This is a genomic window from Pseudorhodoferax soli (genome assembly GCF_003337555.1).
Taxonomy (GTDB): domain Bacteria; phylum Pseudomonadota; class Gammaproteobacteria; order Burkholderiales; family Burkholderiaceae_C; genus Pseudorhodoferax; species Pseudorhodoferax soli.
The window spans coordinates 549,284-565,160 of record NZ_QPJK01000003.1 but is presented as its reverse complement, the minus strand read 5'-3'; the positions used below and the strand labels follow the sequence as shown (position 1 = coordinate 565,160).

Genomic DNA, 15,877 nt, shown 5'->3' with positions numbered 1-15,877 from the left:
GCTTACCTCAGAAGAGAACACGCCGCAAGTCGGCGAGAACATTCGCGAAATGCACGTTGAAGCGCGCGGCGGCGGCGCCGTCGATCACGCGGTGGTCCCACGACAAGGACAGCGGCAGCGTGAGCCGCGACGTATACGTCTTCCCATCGCTGGAGTGCTGCTTCCAGTAGCTCTTGCAGACACCCATGATGGCCACCTCGGGCGCATTGATGATGGGCGTGAAGTAGATGCCGCCGATGCCGCCCAGCGAGCTGATGGTGAAGGTGCCGCCCGACATCTGGTCGGGCTTGAGCTTGCCGTCGCGCGCCAGCTTGGCCAGCTCGCCCATCTCCTTGGCGATCTCCGGAACGGTCTTCTTGTCGCAGTCGCGGATGACGGGGACCATGAGCCCGTTCGGCGTGTCGGCCGCGAAGCCGATGTGCCAGTAGTTCTTGAGCACCAGGGCGTCACCGTCCAGGCTGGCGTTGAACTCGGGAAACTTCTTCAGCGCCGAGACCGCCGCCTTCATCATGAAGGGCAGCATGCTGATCTTGACGCCGGACTTCTCCAGCTCCTTGTTCATCTGCACGCGGAATTGCTCGAGGTCGGTGATGTCGGCCTCGTCGTGCGTGGTCACATGCGGGATGACGACCCAGTTGCGGTGCAGGTTGGCGCCCGAGATCTTCTTGATGCGCGAGAGCTCCTTGCGCTCCACGGGGCCGAACTTGGCGAAGTCGACCTTGGGCCAGGCCAGCAGGTCGAGGCCGCCACCACCACCGGATGCGGTGGCGGAGGCGGGCTTGGCGGCTGCGGGGGCAGCAGCCGCACCGCCGCCCTTTGCGAAGGCTTCCACGTCAGCGCGCACGATGCGGCCGTGCTCGCCCGTGCCCTTCACGTGGCCCAGGTTCACGGACAGTTCACGCGCCAGCTTGCGCACGGCTGGCCCGGCGTAGGCCAGCGCGAAGGCAGTCTCGTCGATGCCCGTGCTGGCGGCTGCAGCGACCTGGGCCGCAGCCATGGGCGCGGCAGCCAGCGCAGGCGAGGGTGCGGCTGCAGCAGCCGGTGCATCGCCAGTGGCCAACACCAGCACCACCGAGCCCTCGCTGACCTTGTCGCCGACTTTGATCGCGATCGACTGCACCACGCCCGACAGCGGCGCGGGGATGTCCATGGTCGCCTTGTCGGACTCCAGCGAGATGATCGGCTGCTCGGCCTTCACGGTGTCGCCGACCTTCACGAAGATCTCGATGACCGGGATGTCCTTGAAGTCGCCGATGTCGGGCACGCGCACCTCGGCCACGCCGGTGGGGGCGCTGGTGGCGGAAGGCGGGGCCGTCACGCTGGGCTTGGCGGCTTCCGCGGGTGCAGCGGCCGCGCCCTCGGCCTGGAACGTCATGATCACGCTGCCCTGGCTGACCTTGTCGCCGAGCTTCACGCCAATGGAGGCCACCACACCGCCTTGCGGCGCGGGCACCTCCATGGTGGCCTTGTCGGACTCGAGCGAGATCAGCGGGTCTTCGGCCTTCACCGTGTCGCCGACCTTCACGAAGATCTCAATGACCGGGATGTCCGTGAAGTCGCCGATGTCAGGCACCTGGATGTCGATGGTGTTGCTCATGTTGATCTGCCTCACACGGTCCAGGGGGCGGCGCGCTCGGCGTCCAGCCCGTATTGGGTGATCGCCTCGGCCACGACCGCCGGCTTGATGACCCCGTCGTCGGCCAGCGCCTTCAGCGCGGCCACCACCACGTGCCAGCGGTCGACCTCGAAGAAGCGGCGCAGCTTCTTGCGGTAGTCGCTGCGGCCGAAGCCGTCGGTGCCCAGCACGGTGTAGCGCCGGCCGGCCGCCTGCACGTTCTCGCGCACCTGGTCTGCGTAGTTGCGCATGTAGTCGGTGGCGGCGATGACCGGGCCGTCGTGGCCTTCCAGGCATTGCTCCACATAGCTCTTGCGCTGCGGGGCGGTGGGGTGCAGGCGGTTCCAGCGCTCGGTGGCCATGCCGTCGCGGCGCAGTTCGTTGTAGCTGGTGGCGCTCCACACATCGGCGGCGATGCCGAAGTCGGCCTTCAGCAGTTCGGCCGCGAACATCACCTCGCGCAGGATGGTGCCGCTGCCCATGAGCTGCACCCGCAGGCCCTTCTTCTTCTCCTTGCCGCCATCGCTGAGTTGGTACAGGCCCTTGAGGATCCCCGTCTCGCTGCCCTCGGGCATGCCGGGGTGCGGGTAGTTTTCGTTCATGAGGGTGATGTAGTAGTACACGTCCTCCTGCTCCTCGTACATGCGGCGCATGCCGTCGCGCACGATGGTCACCACTTCATACGCGAAGGTCGGGTCGTAGCTGATGCAGTTCGGAATCGTGCCGGCCAGGATGTGGCTGTGCCCGTCCTCGTGCTGCAGGCCTTCGCCGTTCAGCGTGGTGCGCCCGGCCGTGCCGCCCAGCAGAAAGCCCCTTGCGCGGATGTCGCCGGCCAGCCAGGCGAGATCCCCCACGCGCTGCAGCCCGAACATCGAGTAGTAGATGTAGAACGGGATCATCGGCACGTTGTTCGTGCTGTACGAGGTGGCGGCCACGATCCAGCTGGACATGGCACCGCCTTCGTTGATGCCCTCCTGCAGCACCTGCCCGTCCTTGGACTCGCGGTAGTACATGAGCTGGTCGGCGTCCTGCGGCTTGTACAGCTGGCCGAGCGACGACCAGATGCCGAGTTGGCGGAACATGCCTTCCATGCCGAAGGTGCGCGACTCGTCGGGCACGATGGGCACGACGTGCTTGCCGATGTTCTTGTCGCGCACCAGCGTGCCCAGCATCTGCACGAAGGCCATGGTGGTGGAGATCTCGCGCTCGCCCGTGTCCTTGAGCAGGCGCTCGAAGGTGGCCAGCGGCGGAATCTGCAGCGCAGTGGATTTCTGCCGGCGCTGCGGCAAATAGCCGCCCAGCGCCTCGCGGCGTGCGCGCAGGTACTGCATCTCCGGGCTGTCTTCGGGCAGCTTGATGAAGGGGATGTTGGGCAGGTCCTCGTCCGACACCGGGATCTGGAAGCGGTCGCGGAAGCCGCGCAGCGCGTCCTGCGTCATCTTCTTGGCCTGGTGCGCGATCATCTGGCCTTCGCCCGATTCGCCCATGCCGTAGCCCTTCACCGTCTTGGGCAGGATCAGCGTGGGCTGGCCGGTGTGCTTGACGGCCGCGGCGTAGGCGGCGAACACCTTCTCGGGATCGTGCCCGCCGCGGGTCAGGCCCCAGATCTCGTCGTCGCTCATGTCGGCCACGAGTGCGCGCGTCTCGTCGTACTTGCCGAAGAAGTGCTCGCGCACGTAGGCGCCGCTCTTGCTCTTGAAGTCCTGGTACTCGCCGTCCACGCACTCTTCCATGCGCTGCAGCAGCTTGCCGCTCTTGTCGGCAGCCAGCAGCTTGTCCCAGCCGCTGCCCCACAGCACCTTGATCACGTTCCAGCCGGCGCCGCGGAACACGGACTCCAGCTCCTGCACGATCTTGCCGTTGCCGCGCACCGGGCCGTCCAGACGCTGCAGGTTGCAGTTGATGACGAAGACCAGGTTGTCCAGGCTCTCGCGGCCCGCGAGCGAAATCGCGCCCAGCGACTCGGGCTCGTCCATCTCGCCGTCGCCCATGAAGGCCCAGACCTTGCGCGGCGCCGTGTCGGCCAGGCCGCGGCCGTGCAGGTACTTGAGGAAGCGCGCCTGGTAGATCGCCATCAGCGGGCCCAGGCCCATGGAGACGGTGGGGAACTGCCAGAAGTCCGGCATCAGCCAGGGGTGCGGGTACGAGGGGATGCCGTCGCCGTCGGCCTCCTGCCGATAGTTCAGCAGTTGCTGCTCGGTCAGCCGGCCTTCGAGGAAGGCGCGGGCGTAGATGCCGGGCGAGCTGTGGCCCTGGATGAACAGCAGGTCGCCGCCATGCGTGTCGGTGGCGGCGTGCCAGAAGTGGCCGAAGCCGATGTCGTACAGCGTGGCCGCGGACTGGAAGCTGGCGATGTGGCCGCCGAGTTCGCTCGAATCCTTGTTGGCCCGCAGGATGATGGCCATGGCGTTCCAGCGGATGATGGAACGCAGGCGGTGCTCGATGGCCCGGTCGCCCGTGGTCTTCTCTTCCCGTTCGGGCGGGATGGTGTTCTTGTAGGCCGTGTTCAGCGACTTGGGCACGTACAGGCCATCGCGGCGGCCGATGTCGACCAGGCGGTTCAGCAGGTCGTTGGCGCGTTCCGGGCCGCGGTGCTGCTGCACGGCGCCGAGTGCGTCCACCCATTCGCCGGTTTCAAGGGGATCGGGGTCATCCATCATGCTCATTGCGTGTCTCCTGGTAGCGGGCTTCGTCCGGCGTCGGATGACGCGGGCGGCACGACCAGTCAGCAATGCGCATGCCACACGCTGGTGCGTGTCTGCAAGCAATCAAGTCATTGTTTCGATTGATTTTTCTGCCGCGTGCGGCATTGGCTGAACCGACGATCCGGCATACGGGGGGTCCAGCCATCCGGGCGGCCGGACAAGCCGCTACTGGCTAACCCCTATGGCCGTGGCCGCGCTGCAAGCTTCACACCCAGCCGAATGCGCCGAGCAGCGCGCCGGCACCCAGCAGCCACAGCAGGTGCAGCCGCGTGCGCCAGACGACCACGGCCACCACGGCCGTCAGCAGCCACAGTCGCCAGTTCTGCGCGGCCGCGCCCTGGGCGCCGGCCAGCACCCAGCCGGTGGCCACCAGCAGCGCCACCACGATGGGCGCCATGCCGGCCTTGAAGGCGCGCACGCTGCGCCGGTGCCGGTTGCGGTGGCCCCATTGCGCGCTGAGGTAGGTCAGCGTGGAGCTGGGCAGCAGCACCCCGACCATGGTGACCACGAGGCCCAGTGCGGCCGTGGCGTAGCCGCCTGCGTTCAGGCCCACGTTCCAGCCCATCAGTGCGACGAACAACACGTTGGGCCCCGGGGCGGCCTGGGCGATGGCGATGGAGGCGCTGAACTGCGGATCGGTCAGCCAGCCATGGCGGTCGACCAGGAAGCGGTGCATGTCGGGCGCCGTGGTGATGGCGCCGCCGACCGACAGCAGCGACAGCGTGGCGAAGTGCAGGAACAGTGACAGCCAGTCGGCTGCGCCCAGCGACAGCTGGATGTTCTGCGTCATGGCGCCACCTCCTGGCTGTCGCGCTTGTCCACAGCGCGCGGTGGTCGGTGGCCGGCACCATACGCGCTGACGTCGATCCCCGCGCTGCGGGGCCCCTCGCCGTGTGCGCTCATGGCGCCACCCTGCGCCAGGCCAGCACGCAGCCCACCGCGCCCAGGCCGAACAGCATGTAGACCAGCGGCCAGCGCAGCAGCGCAATGCCGGCAAAGCACAGCACGCCCAGCGCGGCGCACAGTCCGCGCCCGAGCACGTTGCCGCCCAGGGCCGGGATCAGCTTGATGCCGGTGGCCACGATCAGCCCGGCGGCCACCGCGCCCATGCCGCGCAATGCGCCGGCCATGTGCGGGTCGTCCGCGAAGCGCGTGTAGGCCAGTGCGAGCAGGAGCACCACCACCAGCGGCGCGAGCAGCATGCCGGACAACGCGGCCAGCGCACCGGGCAGGCCGAAGTAGCGCGCGCCGATCATCAGCGACAGGTTGACCACATTGGGGCCCGGCATGATCTGCGCCACGGCCCATTCCTCGACGAACTCGTCGCGCGTCATCCAGCGCTTCTTCTCGACCAGCTCGCGCTGCACGACCGCCAGCACGCCGCCGAAGCCCTGCAGTGCGAGCCAGGTGAAGGACAGGAAGAGGTCGGTCTTGGAGCGCGGTTGCGCGAGGGCGCCTGGCGGTTCGGGCGCGGGGGAGGGGGCGGGCATGGCGCGAATTATCCCGTCGCGCAGCGCCGCGAACGGCCGGCCGCGTGTTCAGTTTCGTCTAAGTCTCGCGGCGCAGAGTGGGGCGCATCCCCTCCACAGAAAGCACCCCATGAAGACCGAAGACGTGCGCCGCGCATTCGCCATGCCGGCCACCAGCCCCGCATTCCCGTGCGGCCCCTACCGCTTCGTGCGCCGCGAGTTCGTGGTCATCACCTACCGCACCGACATGGACGCGCTGCGCGCCGTGGTGCCCGAGCCGCTCGAGGTGGTGGAGCCGCTGGTCAAGTACGAGTTCATCCGCATGCCCGATTCCACGGGCTTCGGCGACTACACCGAATCGGGCCAGGTGATCCCGGTGCAGCTGCGCACGGCCAGGGGCGTGGAGCAGGGCGCCTACGTGCACGCGATGTACCTCAACGACCACCCGCCGATCGCCGGCGGCCGCGAGCTGTGGGGCTTTCCGAAGAAGCTGGCCACGCCCACGCTGGACTACGAGACCGACACCGTCGTCGGCACGCTGGACTACGGCCGAGTGCGCGTGGCCACGGCCACCATGGGCTTCAAGCACCGCACGCTGGAGCCGGGGCCGATCCTCGCGGCGCTGGCGCAGCCCAACTTCCTGCTCAAGGTGATCCCGCATGTGGACGGCTCACCGCGCATCTGCGAGTTGGTGCGCTACTACATGACCGACATCCAGCTGCAGGGCGCCTGGTCGGGGCCGGCCGCGCTCGAACTGCATCCGCATGCGCTCGCGCCGGTGGCCGACCTGCCGGTGCGCAAGGTCGAGTCGGCCGTGCACTACATCGCCGACATGACGTTGGCGCTCGGCACGGTCGAGCACGACTACCTGGCCTGAATTCCCCCAACGTCTCACACCTGAAGGACAACACCATGCAACAACTCCAGAACAAGGTCGCCTACATCACGGGTTCGGCCAGCGGCATCGGCAAGGAGATCGCCACGCTCTTCGCCCGCGAGGGCGCGGCCGTGGTCATCGCCGACCTGAACCCGGCGGCAGCCGAAAGCACGGCCGCCGAACTGCGCGCCGGCGGCGCCAAGGCCCTGGGCGTGGCCGTCGACGTGACCGACGAAGCCCAGGTCGAGGCATCGGTTGCGCAGGCCGCCAAGGCCTTCGGCGGCATCGACATCCTGGTCAGCAACGCAGGCATCCAGATCGTCCATCCGGTCGAGGAGTTCAGCTTCGCCGACTGGAAGAAGATGCTGGCGATCCACCTGGACGGCGCCTTCCTCACCACGCGTGCATGCCTCAAGCAGATGTACGCGCAGGGCCGCGGCGGCAGCGTGATCTACATGGGATCGGTGCACTCCAAGGAGGCCTCGCTGCTCAAGGCGCCCTACGTGACGGCCAAGCACGGCCTGATCGGCCTGTGCAAGACGGTGGCCAAGGAGGGCGCGGCGCATGGCGTGCGTGCCAACGTGATCTGCCCGGGTTTCGTGCGCACGCCGCTGGTCGAGAAGCAGATCCCCGAGCAGGCGAAGACGCTGGGCATCAGCGAGGCCGAGGTCATCAAGAACGTGATGCTCAAGGAGACGGTGGACGGCGAGTTCACCACCACCGACGACGTGGCCCAGGTGGCGCTGCTGTTCGCCGGGTTCCCGAGCAACGCGCTGACCGGCCAGTCGCTGGTGGTCAGCCACGGCTGGTTCATGCAGTAGGCCGGCTAGAGCCTGAGCTCCCAGGTCTCGCCGACCAGCGATTGGCCGAAGTCCTCGTAGGGCTCGGTCTTGCGCAGCACGAAGCCGCGCGCCGCGTAGATGCCGCGCGCGGCCGTGAGGCAGCTGTTGGTCCACAGCACCATCTTGCGGTAGCCCTTGGCGCGCGCGAAGGCCAGGCACTCGTCGGTGAGCCGTGCGCCCAGGCCCATGCCGCGCGCGGCCGGCGCCAGGATCAGCATGCGCAGCTGGGCCACGGTGGCGCTCTTGCGCGCGATGAAGACCGAGCCCACGCGCTGGCCGTCGAGTTCGGCGATCCAGCAGCGTTCCCAGCCGGGCTGGAAGTTGCGCACGAAGCGCGCTGCGATGTCGGCCACCAGGGCCTCGAACCGGGCGTCCCAGCCGTATTCGCGGGCGTAGATCTCGCCATGCTGCTGGATCACCCAGCCCATGTCTCCGGGCCGCGGCTCGCGCAGCACGGCAGTGCGCGGGCGCGGCGCCGCGCTCGTCCCTGGCGGGGCCATCAGGTGCTGCATCTTGGCCATGGCATCGACGAGTTCGGCGCGGCTGCCGGTTGGCAGCCCGGCCAACAGATCCCGGGCCGCATCGCGCGACTTCTGCTGCAGCGGCGCGAACTCCGCCTGGCCGGCCGCGGTCAGGCGCAGCAGCTGCTGGCGACCGTCGAGGGCGGAGCTGCTGCGCTCCAGCCAGCCGCGGGCCTCGAAGCGCTTGAGGATGCGGCTCAGGTAACCTCCGTCCAGCCCGAGTTCGCGGGCGATCTCGCTGGCGGCACTCTGCGCGCGGTGGGCCAGCTCGTACAGCACCCGCACCTCGGTCAGCGACAGCGTGCTGTCCAGGTAGGGCTCCAGCAGGCCGATGCTGCGCGTGTAGCTGCGGTTGAAGGCGCGCAGGGCCTCGACCTGTTCGGTGATAACTTCGTCCATGGTTGACGAAGTCTAGCAAAACTACTTGACTGCGTCAGCCAACTGCTCCGGCAGGCCGGACAGCACGACGGTGCGCGTGGGGAACGCGAACTCCACCCCCATGGCGGCGAACTCCCGCATCAGGCCGATGTTGATGGCCTGCTGGTTGTTCATGTACTTGCCGTAGTCGGCCGTCTGCATGATGTAGACCACCACGTAGTCCAGCGAGCTCTCGCCCAGGCGCGCGAAGTGCGCGCGGTCGAACACCAGTTCGGGCTGGGCCTCGACCACGCGGCGGATCACGGCCGGGATCTCGGCGGCCTGCTCGGGCGTGGTGTCGTAGCTCACGCCCACCGTGAACTCGATGCGCCGCGTGCTCATGCGCTTGAAGTTGCGCAGCGAGCCCTTGAGCAGCTCGGTGTTGGAGACCACGATCTGTTCGCCGCTGGGGCTGCGCAGGCGCGTGGTCTTCATGCCCACGTGCTCGACCGTGCCGTTGACGGTGCCGTTGTTGATGGCATCGCCCACCTCGAAGGGCTTGTCCAGCGCGATGGCGATGGAGGCGAACAGGTCGCCCAGGATGTTCTGCGCCGCCAGCGCGATGGCGATGCCCCCGATGCCCAGGCTGGCCACGAAGGCCGTGATGTTGAAGCCCAGGTTGGACAGCACTGCCAGCGCCACCACCGCCCACAGCGCGGTGTTCAGCCCCCAGCCGATGAGCGTGCTGGACACCGTGGCCTGCGGCGAACTGCCGGGCGCGGCATGGCGCCGCAACTGGCGCTGCATCAGCACGTCGATGAGCCGCGCGCCCCACAGCGCCAGCTGCAGTGCCACGGTCACGTACCAGAGCTGGGCGATGCGGTCGGACCAGCGCGCCGGCAGGTCGAGCAGCGACAGGCCCACCAGCACCGAGGCGACGGTAAGCAGCAGGCCATTGGTGGCGTCCAGCATCTGCGCCAGCGTGGGCCGCACCTGGCCCAGGCCGCGCGCGGTCGGGTCGGCCTCGGCGGTCTGGCGGATGCGCCCGCGGGCGAACCGCAGGGCGGTGCGCATGAAGAAGTAGGCGGCGAGGGCGGCGGCGGCGGCAAGAGCCCACTGGGACATGGGCACGCCGAGCACCAGGGTGGTGTGGAACCAATCGGAAAGCAGCATCGGCGGTTTATATCCGCACGGCGGGGTCAGGGGCGATCAGCCTTGTCGCGTGCGGCCTGTAGGAGGCGGGCGCAGCCGCTGCGTCATGCGTCGCGCGAGACCCGCCGCGCGTAGGCCGTGCCGCCCGAGAGGATGGCCGCCAGCGTCCAGAACGCCGGGCCCATGCCGGCGGCCGAGCCCAGGCCGCCGAACAGGATCGGCAGGAACACCTGGCTGGCGTTCATGATGGTGGCACGCACGCCCAGTGCCTCGCCGGAGCGGCCCGGCGGCGCCACCTGGTGCACCAGGCTCATGACCATGGGCTGGGTGGAGCCCAGGCTCAGGCCGTTGACGAAGGCCAGCGCCAGCAGCAGCGGCACCGCGGTCGTCAGCGGGAACAGCAGGTAGACGGCGGCCGTCACCCCCAGCGAGATGGTCAGCGTCTGCCATTCGTTGAGGTGGCGCTGCAGCACCGGCATGGCCAGGCGCACGACGAAGGTGGCCACGCCGAAGCAGCCCATGATCAGCCCGATGGTGGAGGCCGACAGCCCGATGCGCGCGCCCTGCACGGGCACCATGAAGGTGAACATGTCCCAGCCCATCGACAACAGGCCGCTGACGATGAACACCGCGCGCATGCGCGGGTTGCGGAGCAGGTCCATGACCTGGCCCGCGCCGGCCACGCCCCCGGGGGCGTTGCGCGGCGCCACCCGGATGCGCAGCGCCACGAGCACGGCCAGCGCCAGCAATGGGAACAGCACCAGCAGCGCGAAGGTCCAGCGGTGCCCGATGCCGTCGATGGCGATGCCGGCGATCACCGGGCCCATCACCGTGGAGGTCGAGAAGGCCAACGCCAGCAGCGTGAAGGCGCGCACGCGGGTTTCGTCGGTGGTGCTGTGGCCGACCTCGTTGTAGACCGTCATGTGCAGCAGCATGAAGCCGCTGCCCAGCAGCATGCTGGCCAGGCACAGCACCGGCACCGAGGGCCACAGCGCCGGCAGCGCCACGCCCACGGCCGAGATGGCGGTGGCGATGCGCGCCGGGCGCTGCATGCCGACGCGGTCGATCCAGCGGCCCAGCCGCACCGACAGCAGCATGGGCAGCACCGACAGCAGGCTGACCTGCAGGCCGACGACCACGGTGGGCGCGTGCAGCGCGATGGCGTACAGCGACAGCGCCACGCGCCCCCCCGTGAAGGCCAGGTGCACCAGCACCATCACCGCCATGAGCGGCAGCAGCTGGCGCGCCAGCGAGGGAGGGGTAGCGGGGGAGTTCATCGAGGCGGCAGCGCGCGGGAAAGCCGCGCAGTTTCCCACGGCCGCCGGGCCGGGGCTGTGCCGGCCGGCTCAGAAGCTGTGGATGAATCGGTCGCGGCCGCGACGGGGTGCGCCGGGCCGCAGGCGCAGGCGCAGGCCGCCGCCCGGGCTCGTGCCCGGGCAAGGACTGCAACGCCCGCATGTGGCCTGGCGTGCCCCGGCCCGAAGGGCGAGGCCCAGGGCGCGACGAAGGCGATGGGCGCCGGCAGTCGTCGGGCCTCGCGTGGTCGTGAGCGATTCGTGCACAGCTTCTCAGGCCAGGCCAGCCAGGCAGGTGTCCACGTCGGCGCCCCAGGCGGCGAGCGCGGCCGGCAGTTCCTCGCCCGGCGCCGGCGCCCAGCGGCGGCTGGCGTTGCGCGCCAGCGTGCGGAGCTGCCATGCCATTTCCTGGGCGATCAGCGAGAGCTCGCCCATGAGGTCGGCATCCTGGTCGCCGCCCAGCATCAGCAGCTGGTCGCCGCTGGCGCCAACATCGGCCAGCAGCCGGCGCATCTGCTCGCATTGCTGGCCGATCGCGGCCATGCCTTGCACGCGCGCCGGCGTGGCGGACGCGTCGCGGCCCAGCGTGGCCGGCCAGGCGGCCAGCAACCGGTCGAAGGCGATGAGCTGGCTGACGGGCGAGCCCGCTTGCTCCAGCGCCGCCATGCCGGTGACCGAGACCAGCGCGTTCTTGCCGCCCATGTCGCGCAGCGCGTTGAGCACACGGTCGCCCAGCGCAGGGTCGAACTGGTGGCGGTTGGTGCGCAGCAACAGCGACAGGCGCAGCGCCGACAAGGCCCGCCCCGGCCGCAGCAGGGCCGACATGACCTGGGCCAGGGACACCACGCGGCCCCAGGGGCTGATCCGGTCGCCCGCCAGATGGGCGGGATAGCCGGAGCCGTCGAGCAGCTCGTGGTGCTCGCGCACCGCGCGGATCAGCTCGCGCGGGTATTCATGGTGGCGCTCCAGCAGCAGCGCGGAAATCAGCGGGTGCGAATACAGCTGGCGCCGCTGCTCGGGCGTGAGTTCCCCCTTGGGCTGCAGCAGCACGTGGTCGATGTGCATCATGCCCAGGTCCTGCAGCAGCCCGGCCGCCATCGGCATGATGGTGTCGTAGCGCACCATGCCGGGCCGCAGCACCAGCCAGCCGGCGAGCAAGGCCGTGCACAAGGCGTACTGGAACAGGGGAGGGTGCACGTCGCGTGCCACGCTGAGCTGGAACGCCACGGGCGCAGGCAACGGAATGGCTTCCAGCGCATCGAGCAACTGGGCCTGGTGGCCCCCGTGCTGCAGCAGCGCGGCCAGCACGGGCCGGCGCTCGATCAGGTCCTCGGCCGCGCCGCGCAGGGCCTTGCCGTTGATGCTGTCCTGGGCTTGCAGGGCATCTTCGAGCGGGGCAGACAGCTGGTGGCGCATCAGGCGCTCGTACAGGCGGGGGTCCACCTTGGCACCGCGCTCGATCAGCTTGATGCCCTGCGAACTGTAGATGGCGTTGACAGCCGTCGGTGGCCGGTCGTCCACGAGTTGCTGGACGGCTTCCTGGAAGTTTGACGACATTGGTGAGAGATTTGTGTCAGATCGCAACCAAGACTTGTAGCACAGCCCGACCTTTTGTGCCCTTACGCGGGCAGGAAGATGGCGCTCCCGCCTAAAATCGCGCCTTCCCCCGCCTGCCGTCCCGCTCCGAGGACAACCCCCACCTGATGAACGCCCCCGTCGACGTTTCCTTTTTCGCGCGCGCCGCCAAGCCGCTGACCAGCTACCGCAAGTACTGGGCGGCCCGCTTCGGCACGGCGAAATTCCTGCCGACCTCGCGCGAGGAGATGGCGGCCCTGGGCTGGGACAGCTGCGATATCGTGCTGGTGACGGGCGACGCCTATGTCGACCACCCCAGCTTCGGCATGGCCGTGATCGGCCGCATGCTGGAAGCGCAGGGCTTTCGCGTGGGCATCATCGCCCAGCCCGACTGGACCAGCGCCGAGCCGTTCCGCGCACTCGGGAAGCCGAACCTGTTCTGGGGCGTGACGGCCGGGAACATGGATTCCATGATCAACCGCTACACGGCGGACCGCAAGATCCGCAGCGACGACGCCTACACCCCGGGCGACGTGGGCGGTGCGCGGCCCGACCGCGCGGCCATCGTCTACTCGCAGCGCTGCCGCGAGGCCTTTCCCGAGGTGCCCATCGTGCTGGGCGGCATCGAGGGCAGCCTGCGCCGCATCGCCCACTACGACTACTGGAGCGACAAGGTGCGCCGCTCCATCGTGGTGGACGCCAAGTGCGACCTGCTGCTGTACGGCAACGCCGAGCGCGCCATCGTCGAGGTGGCGCACCGGCTGGCCGCGCGCCAGCCCGTGGCCGAGATCACCGATGTGCGGGGCACCGCTTTCGTGCGCCGCCATGGCGACGAGTCAGCCCAGGGCTGGTTCGAGATCGATTCGACCAGCGTGGACCTGCCAGGCCGCGTGGACGCGCACGTGAACCCCTACCTGATGGTGTCCGAGCAGGCCAAGGCCAACGGCGCCACCTGCGCCAAGGAAGACGAGGCCCAGGCCGTGGCCGACCAGGCCAACGCCGGTGCGCCGGTCAACCCGCCGATCCAGACCATCCAGTTCGTCGCCAATCCCAGCGTCAAGCTCAAGGTTCCGCCGCGCGACAGGAGCGTGATCCGCCTGCCGAGCTACGAGCAGGTGAAGTCGGACCCCATCCTCTACGCCCATGCCAACCGCGTGCTGCACCTGGAGACCAACCCCGGCAACGCGCGGGCGCTGGTGCAGGCGCACGGCGAGGGCCACACGGCGCGCGATGTGTGGATCAACCCGCCGCCGATCCCGTTGACCACGGCCGAGATGGACCACGTGTTCGACCTGCCGTATGCGCGCAGCCCGCACCCGCGTTACGCGGACGAGCAGGGCAGCCACGATGGCGCGACCAAGATCCCGGCGTGGGAGATGATCCGCTTCAGCGTGAACATCATGCGCGGCTGCTTCGGCGGCTGCACCTTCTGCTCGATCACCGAGCACGAGGGCCGCATCATCCAGAGCCGCTCGGAGGAATCGATCATCAAGGAGGTCGAGGCCATCCGCGACAGCGTGAGCGGCTTCACCGGCACCATCTCCGACCTGGGCGGCCCCACGGCCAACATGTACCGGCTGGGCTGCAAGAGCCCCGAGATCGAGGCCGCCTGCCGCAAGCCCAGCTGCGTCTACCCGGGCATCTGCTCCAACCTCACCACCAACCACGACCCGCTCATCAAGATCTACCGCCGGGCGCGCGCGCTCAAGGGCATCAAGAAGATCCTGATCGGCTCGGGCCTGCGCTACGACCTGGCGGTGCAGTCGCCCGAGTACGTCAAGGAGCTGGTGCAGCACCACGTGGGCGGGTATTTGAAGATTGCGCCCGAGCACACCGAACAGGGCCCCTTGTCGAAGATGATGAAGCCGGGCATCGGCAGCTACGACAAGTTCAAGCAGATGTTCGAGAAGTACTCGGAAGAAGCAGGCAAGAAGCAGTACCTGATCCCGTACTTCATCGCTGCGCACCCGGGCACCAGCGATTCGGACATGATGAACCTGGCCATCTGGCTGAAGAAGAACGGCTTTCGCGCCGACCAGGTGCAGACCTTCTACCCGAGCCCCATGGCCACGGCCACGGCGATGTACCACAGCAACCGGAACCCGCTGCGCAAGATCACCCGCGCCGGCCTGGGCGAGCACGAGGGCGTGGACATCGTGCGCGGCGAGAAGCGCCGCCGGCTGCACAAGGCCTTCCTGCGCTACCACGATCCCAACAACTGGCCGCTGCTGCGCGATGCGCTCAAGGCCATGGGCCGGGCCGACCTGATCGGCAACGGCAAGCACCACCTGATCCCGACCTGGCAACCGCTGAACGACTGCGGCTACCAGAGCGCGCGGCGCAAGAATTCCACGCCGGCGCCGCAGGCCAAGGCGGTGGCAGGCAAGACCGTGTCGGACAAGGTGGTCAAGGGCCGGCTGCTGACGCAGCACACCGGCCTGCCACCCCGCGCTGGCACCGCGTCACGCGCGTCCGGCAAGCCCGGCAAGCCGCGCTGAGTTTCCTGCCCCGTCAGCCCTGGCGGCGGGTGACCTTCACGGCCACGTCCATGCCTTCGTAGGCGTCGGGCTCGCCGAACCAGCTGCCGCTGATCGGCGTGGCCAGGGCTGGGTCGCGCGCCACGCCCACGCGCAGCAGGTGGCCGCTGCCCATGAGGTCGTTGGTCGGGTCGAAGGCCACCCAACCGGCGCCGGGCAGGTAGGCCTGCAGCCAGGCGTGCGTGGCGCCGGCGCCCACCATGCTGTCGCCGGCCTGCTGGCCCGCGGCGTCCAGCGCCGGGTCGTACAGGTAGCCGGAGACGAAGCGCGTGGCGATGCCCAGGCGGCGCACGGCCTCCATCATGAGCAGCGCGTAGTCGCGGCAGCTGCCGCCTTGCGCGGCCAGGGTCTGCAGCGGCGTCTGCGTGCCTTCCTCGTCGCGCGACTGGTAGCTGAACTCGGTGTGGATGTGCGCGTTCATGCGCTGGAGCGTCTCGCGCGTGCTGACCGGCGCGTCGCTTTGCAGGAACTGGTGGGCCCAGCGCAGTAGCGCGCCGTCGGGGTCTTCGTGGTGCGGACGCAGGTAGTGCTCCAGGTCCAGCCGGTCCTGCAGCGAATAGGCGAACGGCAGGAACTCGGCCGCCGGTGCCAGGGCCAGCAGATCGCCAGGGGAGGGCACATGCTCGACCGTGAACGCGCAGACGATGGTCAGCTCGGTCGCCTCATCGCCGGGCTGCACCAGCGCCACGGAGTTGGAGTGCGGGTCCTGGATCAGGCGCACGGTGGAGGCGGGGCTGACCTGCAGGTCGGTCGCCAGCACACGCAGGTCGTGGCTGTCGCGCGGACGGAACATCACGCGGTGCAGGCCGAAGCGGACCGGCGAGCGGTAGCGGTAGGTGGTGGTGTGGTGGATGTCGTATTGCGTGGCCATGGCGGGATGCCTCAACGAGGTGGTGGCACGCAGGCGGCCCGCGTTGCACGGGCCGCTTGAG

Annotated in this window: 12 protein-coding genes; 3 read left to right on the top strand and 9 right to left on the bottom strand. The window is 69.0% G+C overall.

From position 1 onward, the window contains the following. Positions 1-7: 7 nt before the first annotated feature. From aceF to DES41_RS14265, 4 genes are all read right to left on the bottom strand, one after another. Positions 8-1,597, bottom strand: a complete 1,590-nt coding sequence (gene aceF / locus DES41_RS14280; RefSeq protein WP_114468297.1) for a dihydrolipoyllysine-residue acetyltransferase — start codon at positions 1,595-1,597, stop codon at positions 8-10. A gap of 11 nt (positions 1,598-1,608) precedes the next feature. After that, the gene (gene aceE / locus DES41_RS14275) at positions 1,609-4,281 is read right to left on the bottom strand and encodes a pyruvate dehydrogenase (acetyl-transferring), homodimeric type (protein WP_114468296.1); all 2,673 of its coding nucleotides are present in this window, start codon (positions 4,279-4,281) and stop codon (positions 1,609-1,611) included. A gap of 244 nt (positions 4,282-4,525) precedes the next feature. Next, positions 4,526-5,110 (bottom strand): chromate transporter, encoded by a 585-nt coding sequence (locus tag DES41_RS14270; RefSeq protein ID WP_114468295.1) that lies wholly within the window; start codon positions 5,108-5,110, stop codon positions 4,526-4,528. A gap of 109 nt (positions 5,111-5,219) precedes the next feature. Further along, the gene (locus DES41_RS14265; RefSeq protein WP_114468294.1) at positions 5,220-5,810 is read right to left on the bottom strand and encodes a chromate transporter; all 591 of its coding nucleotides are present in this window, start codon (positions 5,808-5,810) and stop codon (positions 5,220-5,222) included. Between the two features lie 109 nt (positions 5,811-5,919). On the opposite strand from DES41_RS14265, the gene DES41_RS14260 reads away from it, so the two are divergent. Both DES41_RS14260 and DES41_RS14255 read left to right on the top strand, forming a co-directional pair. Continuing rightward, positions 5,920-6,666, top strand: a complete 747-nt coding sequence (locus DES41_RS14260) for an acetoacetate decarboxylase (protein ID WP_114468293.1) — start codon at positions 5,920-5,922, stop codon at positions 6,664-6,666. A gap of 35 nt (positions 6,667-6,701) precedes the next feature. Continuing rightward, complete coding sequence (locus DES41_RS14255) at positions 6,702-7,487, top strand: 3-hydroxybutyrate dehydrogenase (RefSeq protein ID WP_114468292.1); 786 nt, start codon at positions 6,702-6,704, stop codon at positions 7,485-7,487. Positions 7,488-7,492: 5 nt separating this feature from the next. On the opposite strand, the gene DES41_RS14250 is transcribed toward DES41_RS14255, so the two are convergent. The 4 genes from DES41_RS14250 to DES41_RS14235 form a co-directional block, all read right to left on the bottom strand. Then, complete coding sequence (locus tag DES41_RS14250) at positions 7,493-8,428, bottom strand: bifunctional helix-turn-helix transcriptional regulator/GNAT family N-acetyltransferase (protein ID WP_114468291.1); 936 nt, start codon at positions 8,426-8,428, stop codon at positions 7,493-7,495. 21 nt (positions 8,429-8,449) lie between these two features. Next, the gene (locus DES41_RS14245) at positions 8,450-9,559 is read right to left on the bottom strand and encodes a mechanosensitive ion channel family protein (RefSeq protein ID WP_114468290.1); all 1,110 of its coding nucleotides are present in this window, start codon (positions 9,557-9,559) and stop codon (positions 8,450-8,452) included. An 83-nt stretch (positions 9,560-9,642) separates the two neighbouring features. Then, positions 9,643-10,815 carry an MFS transporter gene (locus DES41_RS14240; RefSeq protein ID WP_114468289.1) on the bottom strand — a complete coding sequence of 391 codons (1,173 nt, stop codon included), beginning with the start codon at positions 10,813-10,815 and terminating at the stop codon, positions 9,643-9,645. A 291-nt stretch (positions 10,816-11,106) separates the two neighbouring features. Continuing rightward, positions 11,107-12,390, bottom strand: a complete 1,284-nt coding sequence (locus DES41_RS14235; RefSeq protein ID WP_114468288.1) for an HD-GYP domain-containing protein — start codon at positions 12,388-12,390, stop codon at positions 11,107-11,109. 146 nt (positions 12,391-12,536) lie between these two features. Here DES41_RS14235 and DES41_RS14230 point away from each other — a divergent pair, with 146 nt between their 5' ends. Further along, positions 12,537-14,906 carry a YgiQ family radical SAM protein gene (locus DES41_RS14230; protein ID WP_114468287.1) on the top strand — a complete coding sequence of 790 codons (2,370 nt, stop codon included), beginning with the start codon at positions 12,537-12,539 and terminating at the stop codon, positions 14,904-14,906. Positions 14,907-14,919: 13 nt separating this feature from the next. Here DES41_RS14230 and DES41_RS14225 read toward each other — a convergent pair whose 3' ends face one another. Then, entirely contained in the window at positions 14,920-15,816 is an 897-nt protein-coding gene (locus DES41_RS14225) for a transglutaminase family protein (RefSeq protein WP_114468286.1), read from the bottom strand. Between the last annotated feature and the right edge of the window lie 61 nt (positions 15,817-15,877).

Coding starts and splice junctions, on each gene's coding strand:
- aceF (WP_114468297.1), bottom strand. CDS start 1,597: ATGAGCAACACCATCGACATCCAGGTGCCTGACATCGGCGACTTCACG.
- aceE (WP_114468296.1), bottom strand. CDS start 4,281: ATGAGCATGATGGATGACCCCGATCCCCTTGAAACCGGCGAATGGGTG.
- DES41_RS14270 (WP_114468295.1), bottom strand. CDS start 5,110: ATGACGCAGAACATCCAGCTGTCGCTGGGCGCAGCCGACTGGCTGTCA.
- DES41_RS14265 (WP_114468294.1), bottom strand. CDS start 5,810: ATGCCCGCCCCCTCCCCCGCGCCCGAACCGCCAGGCGCCCTCGCGCAA.
- DES41_RS14260 (WP_114468293.1), top strand. CDS start 5,920: ATGAAGACCGAAGACGTGCGCCGCGCATTCGCCATGCCGGCCACCAGC.
- DES41_RS14255 (WP_114468292.1), top strand. CDS start 6,702: ATGCAACAACTCCAGAACAAGGTCGCCTACATCACGGGTTCGGCCAGC.
- DES41_RS14250 (WP_114468291.1), bottom strand. CDS start 8,428: ATGGACGAAGTTATCACCGAACAGGTCGAGGCCCTGCGCGCCTTCAAC.
- DES41_RS14245 (WP_114468290.1), bottom strand. CDS start 9,559: ATGCTGCTTTCCGATTGGTTCCACACCACCCTGGTGCTCGGCGTGCCC.
- DES41_RS14240 (WP_114468289.1), bottom strand. CDS start 10,815: ATGAACTCCCCCGCTACCCCTCCCTCGCTGGCGCGCCAGCTGCTGCCG.
- DES41_RS14235 (WP_114468288.1), bottom strand. CDS start 12,390: ATGTCGTCAAACTTCCAGGAAGCCGTCCAGCAACTCGTGGACGACCGG.
- DES41_RS14230 (WP_114468287.1), top strand. CDS start 12,537: ATGAACGCCCCCGTCGACGTTTCCTTTTTCGCGCGCGCCGCCAAGCCG.
- DES41_RS14225 (WP_114468286.1), bottom strand. CDS start 15,816: ATGGCCACGCAATACGACATCCACCACACCACCACCTACCGCTACCGC.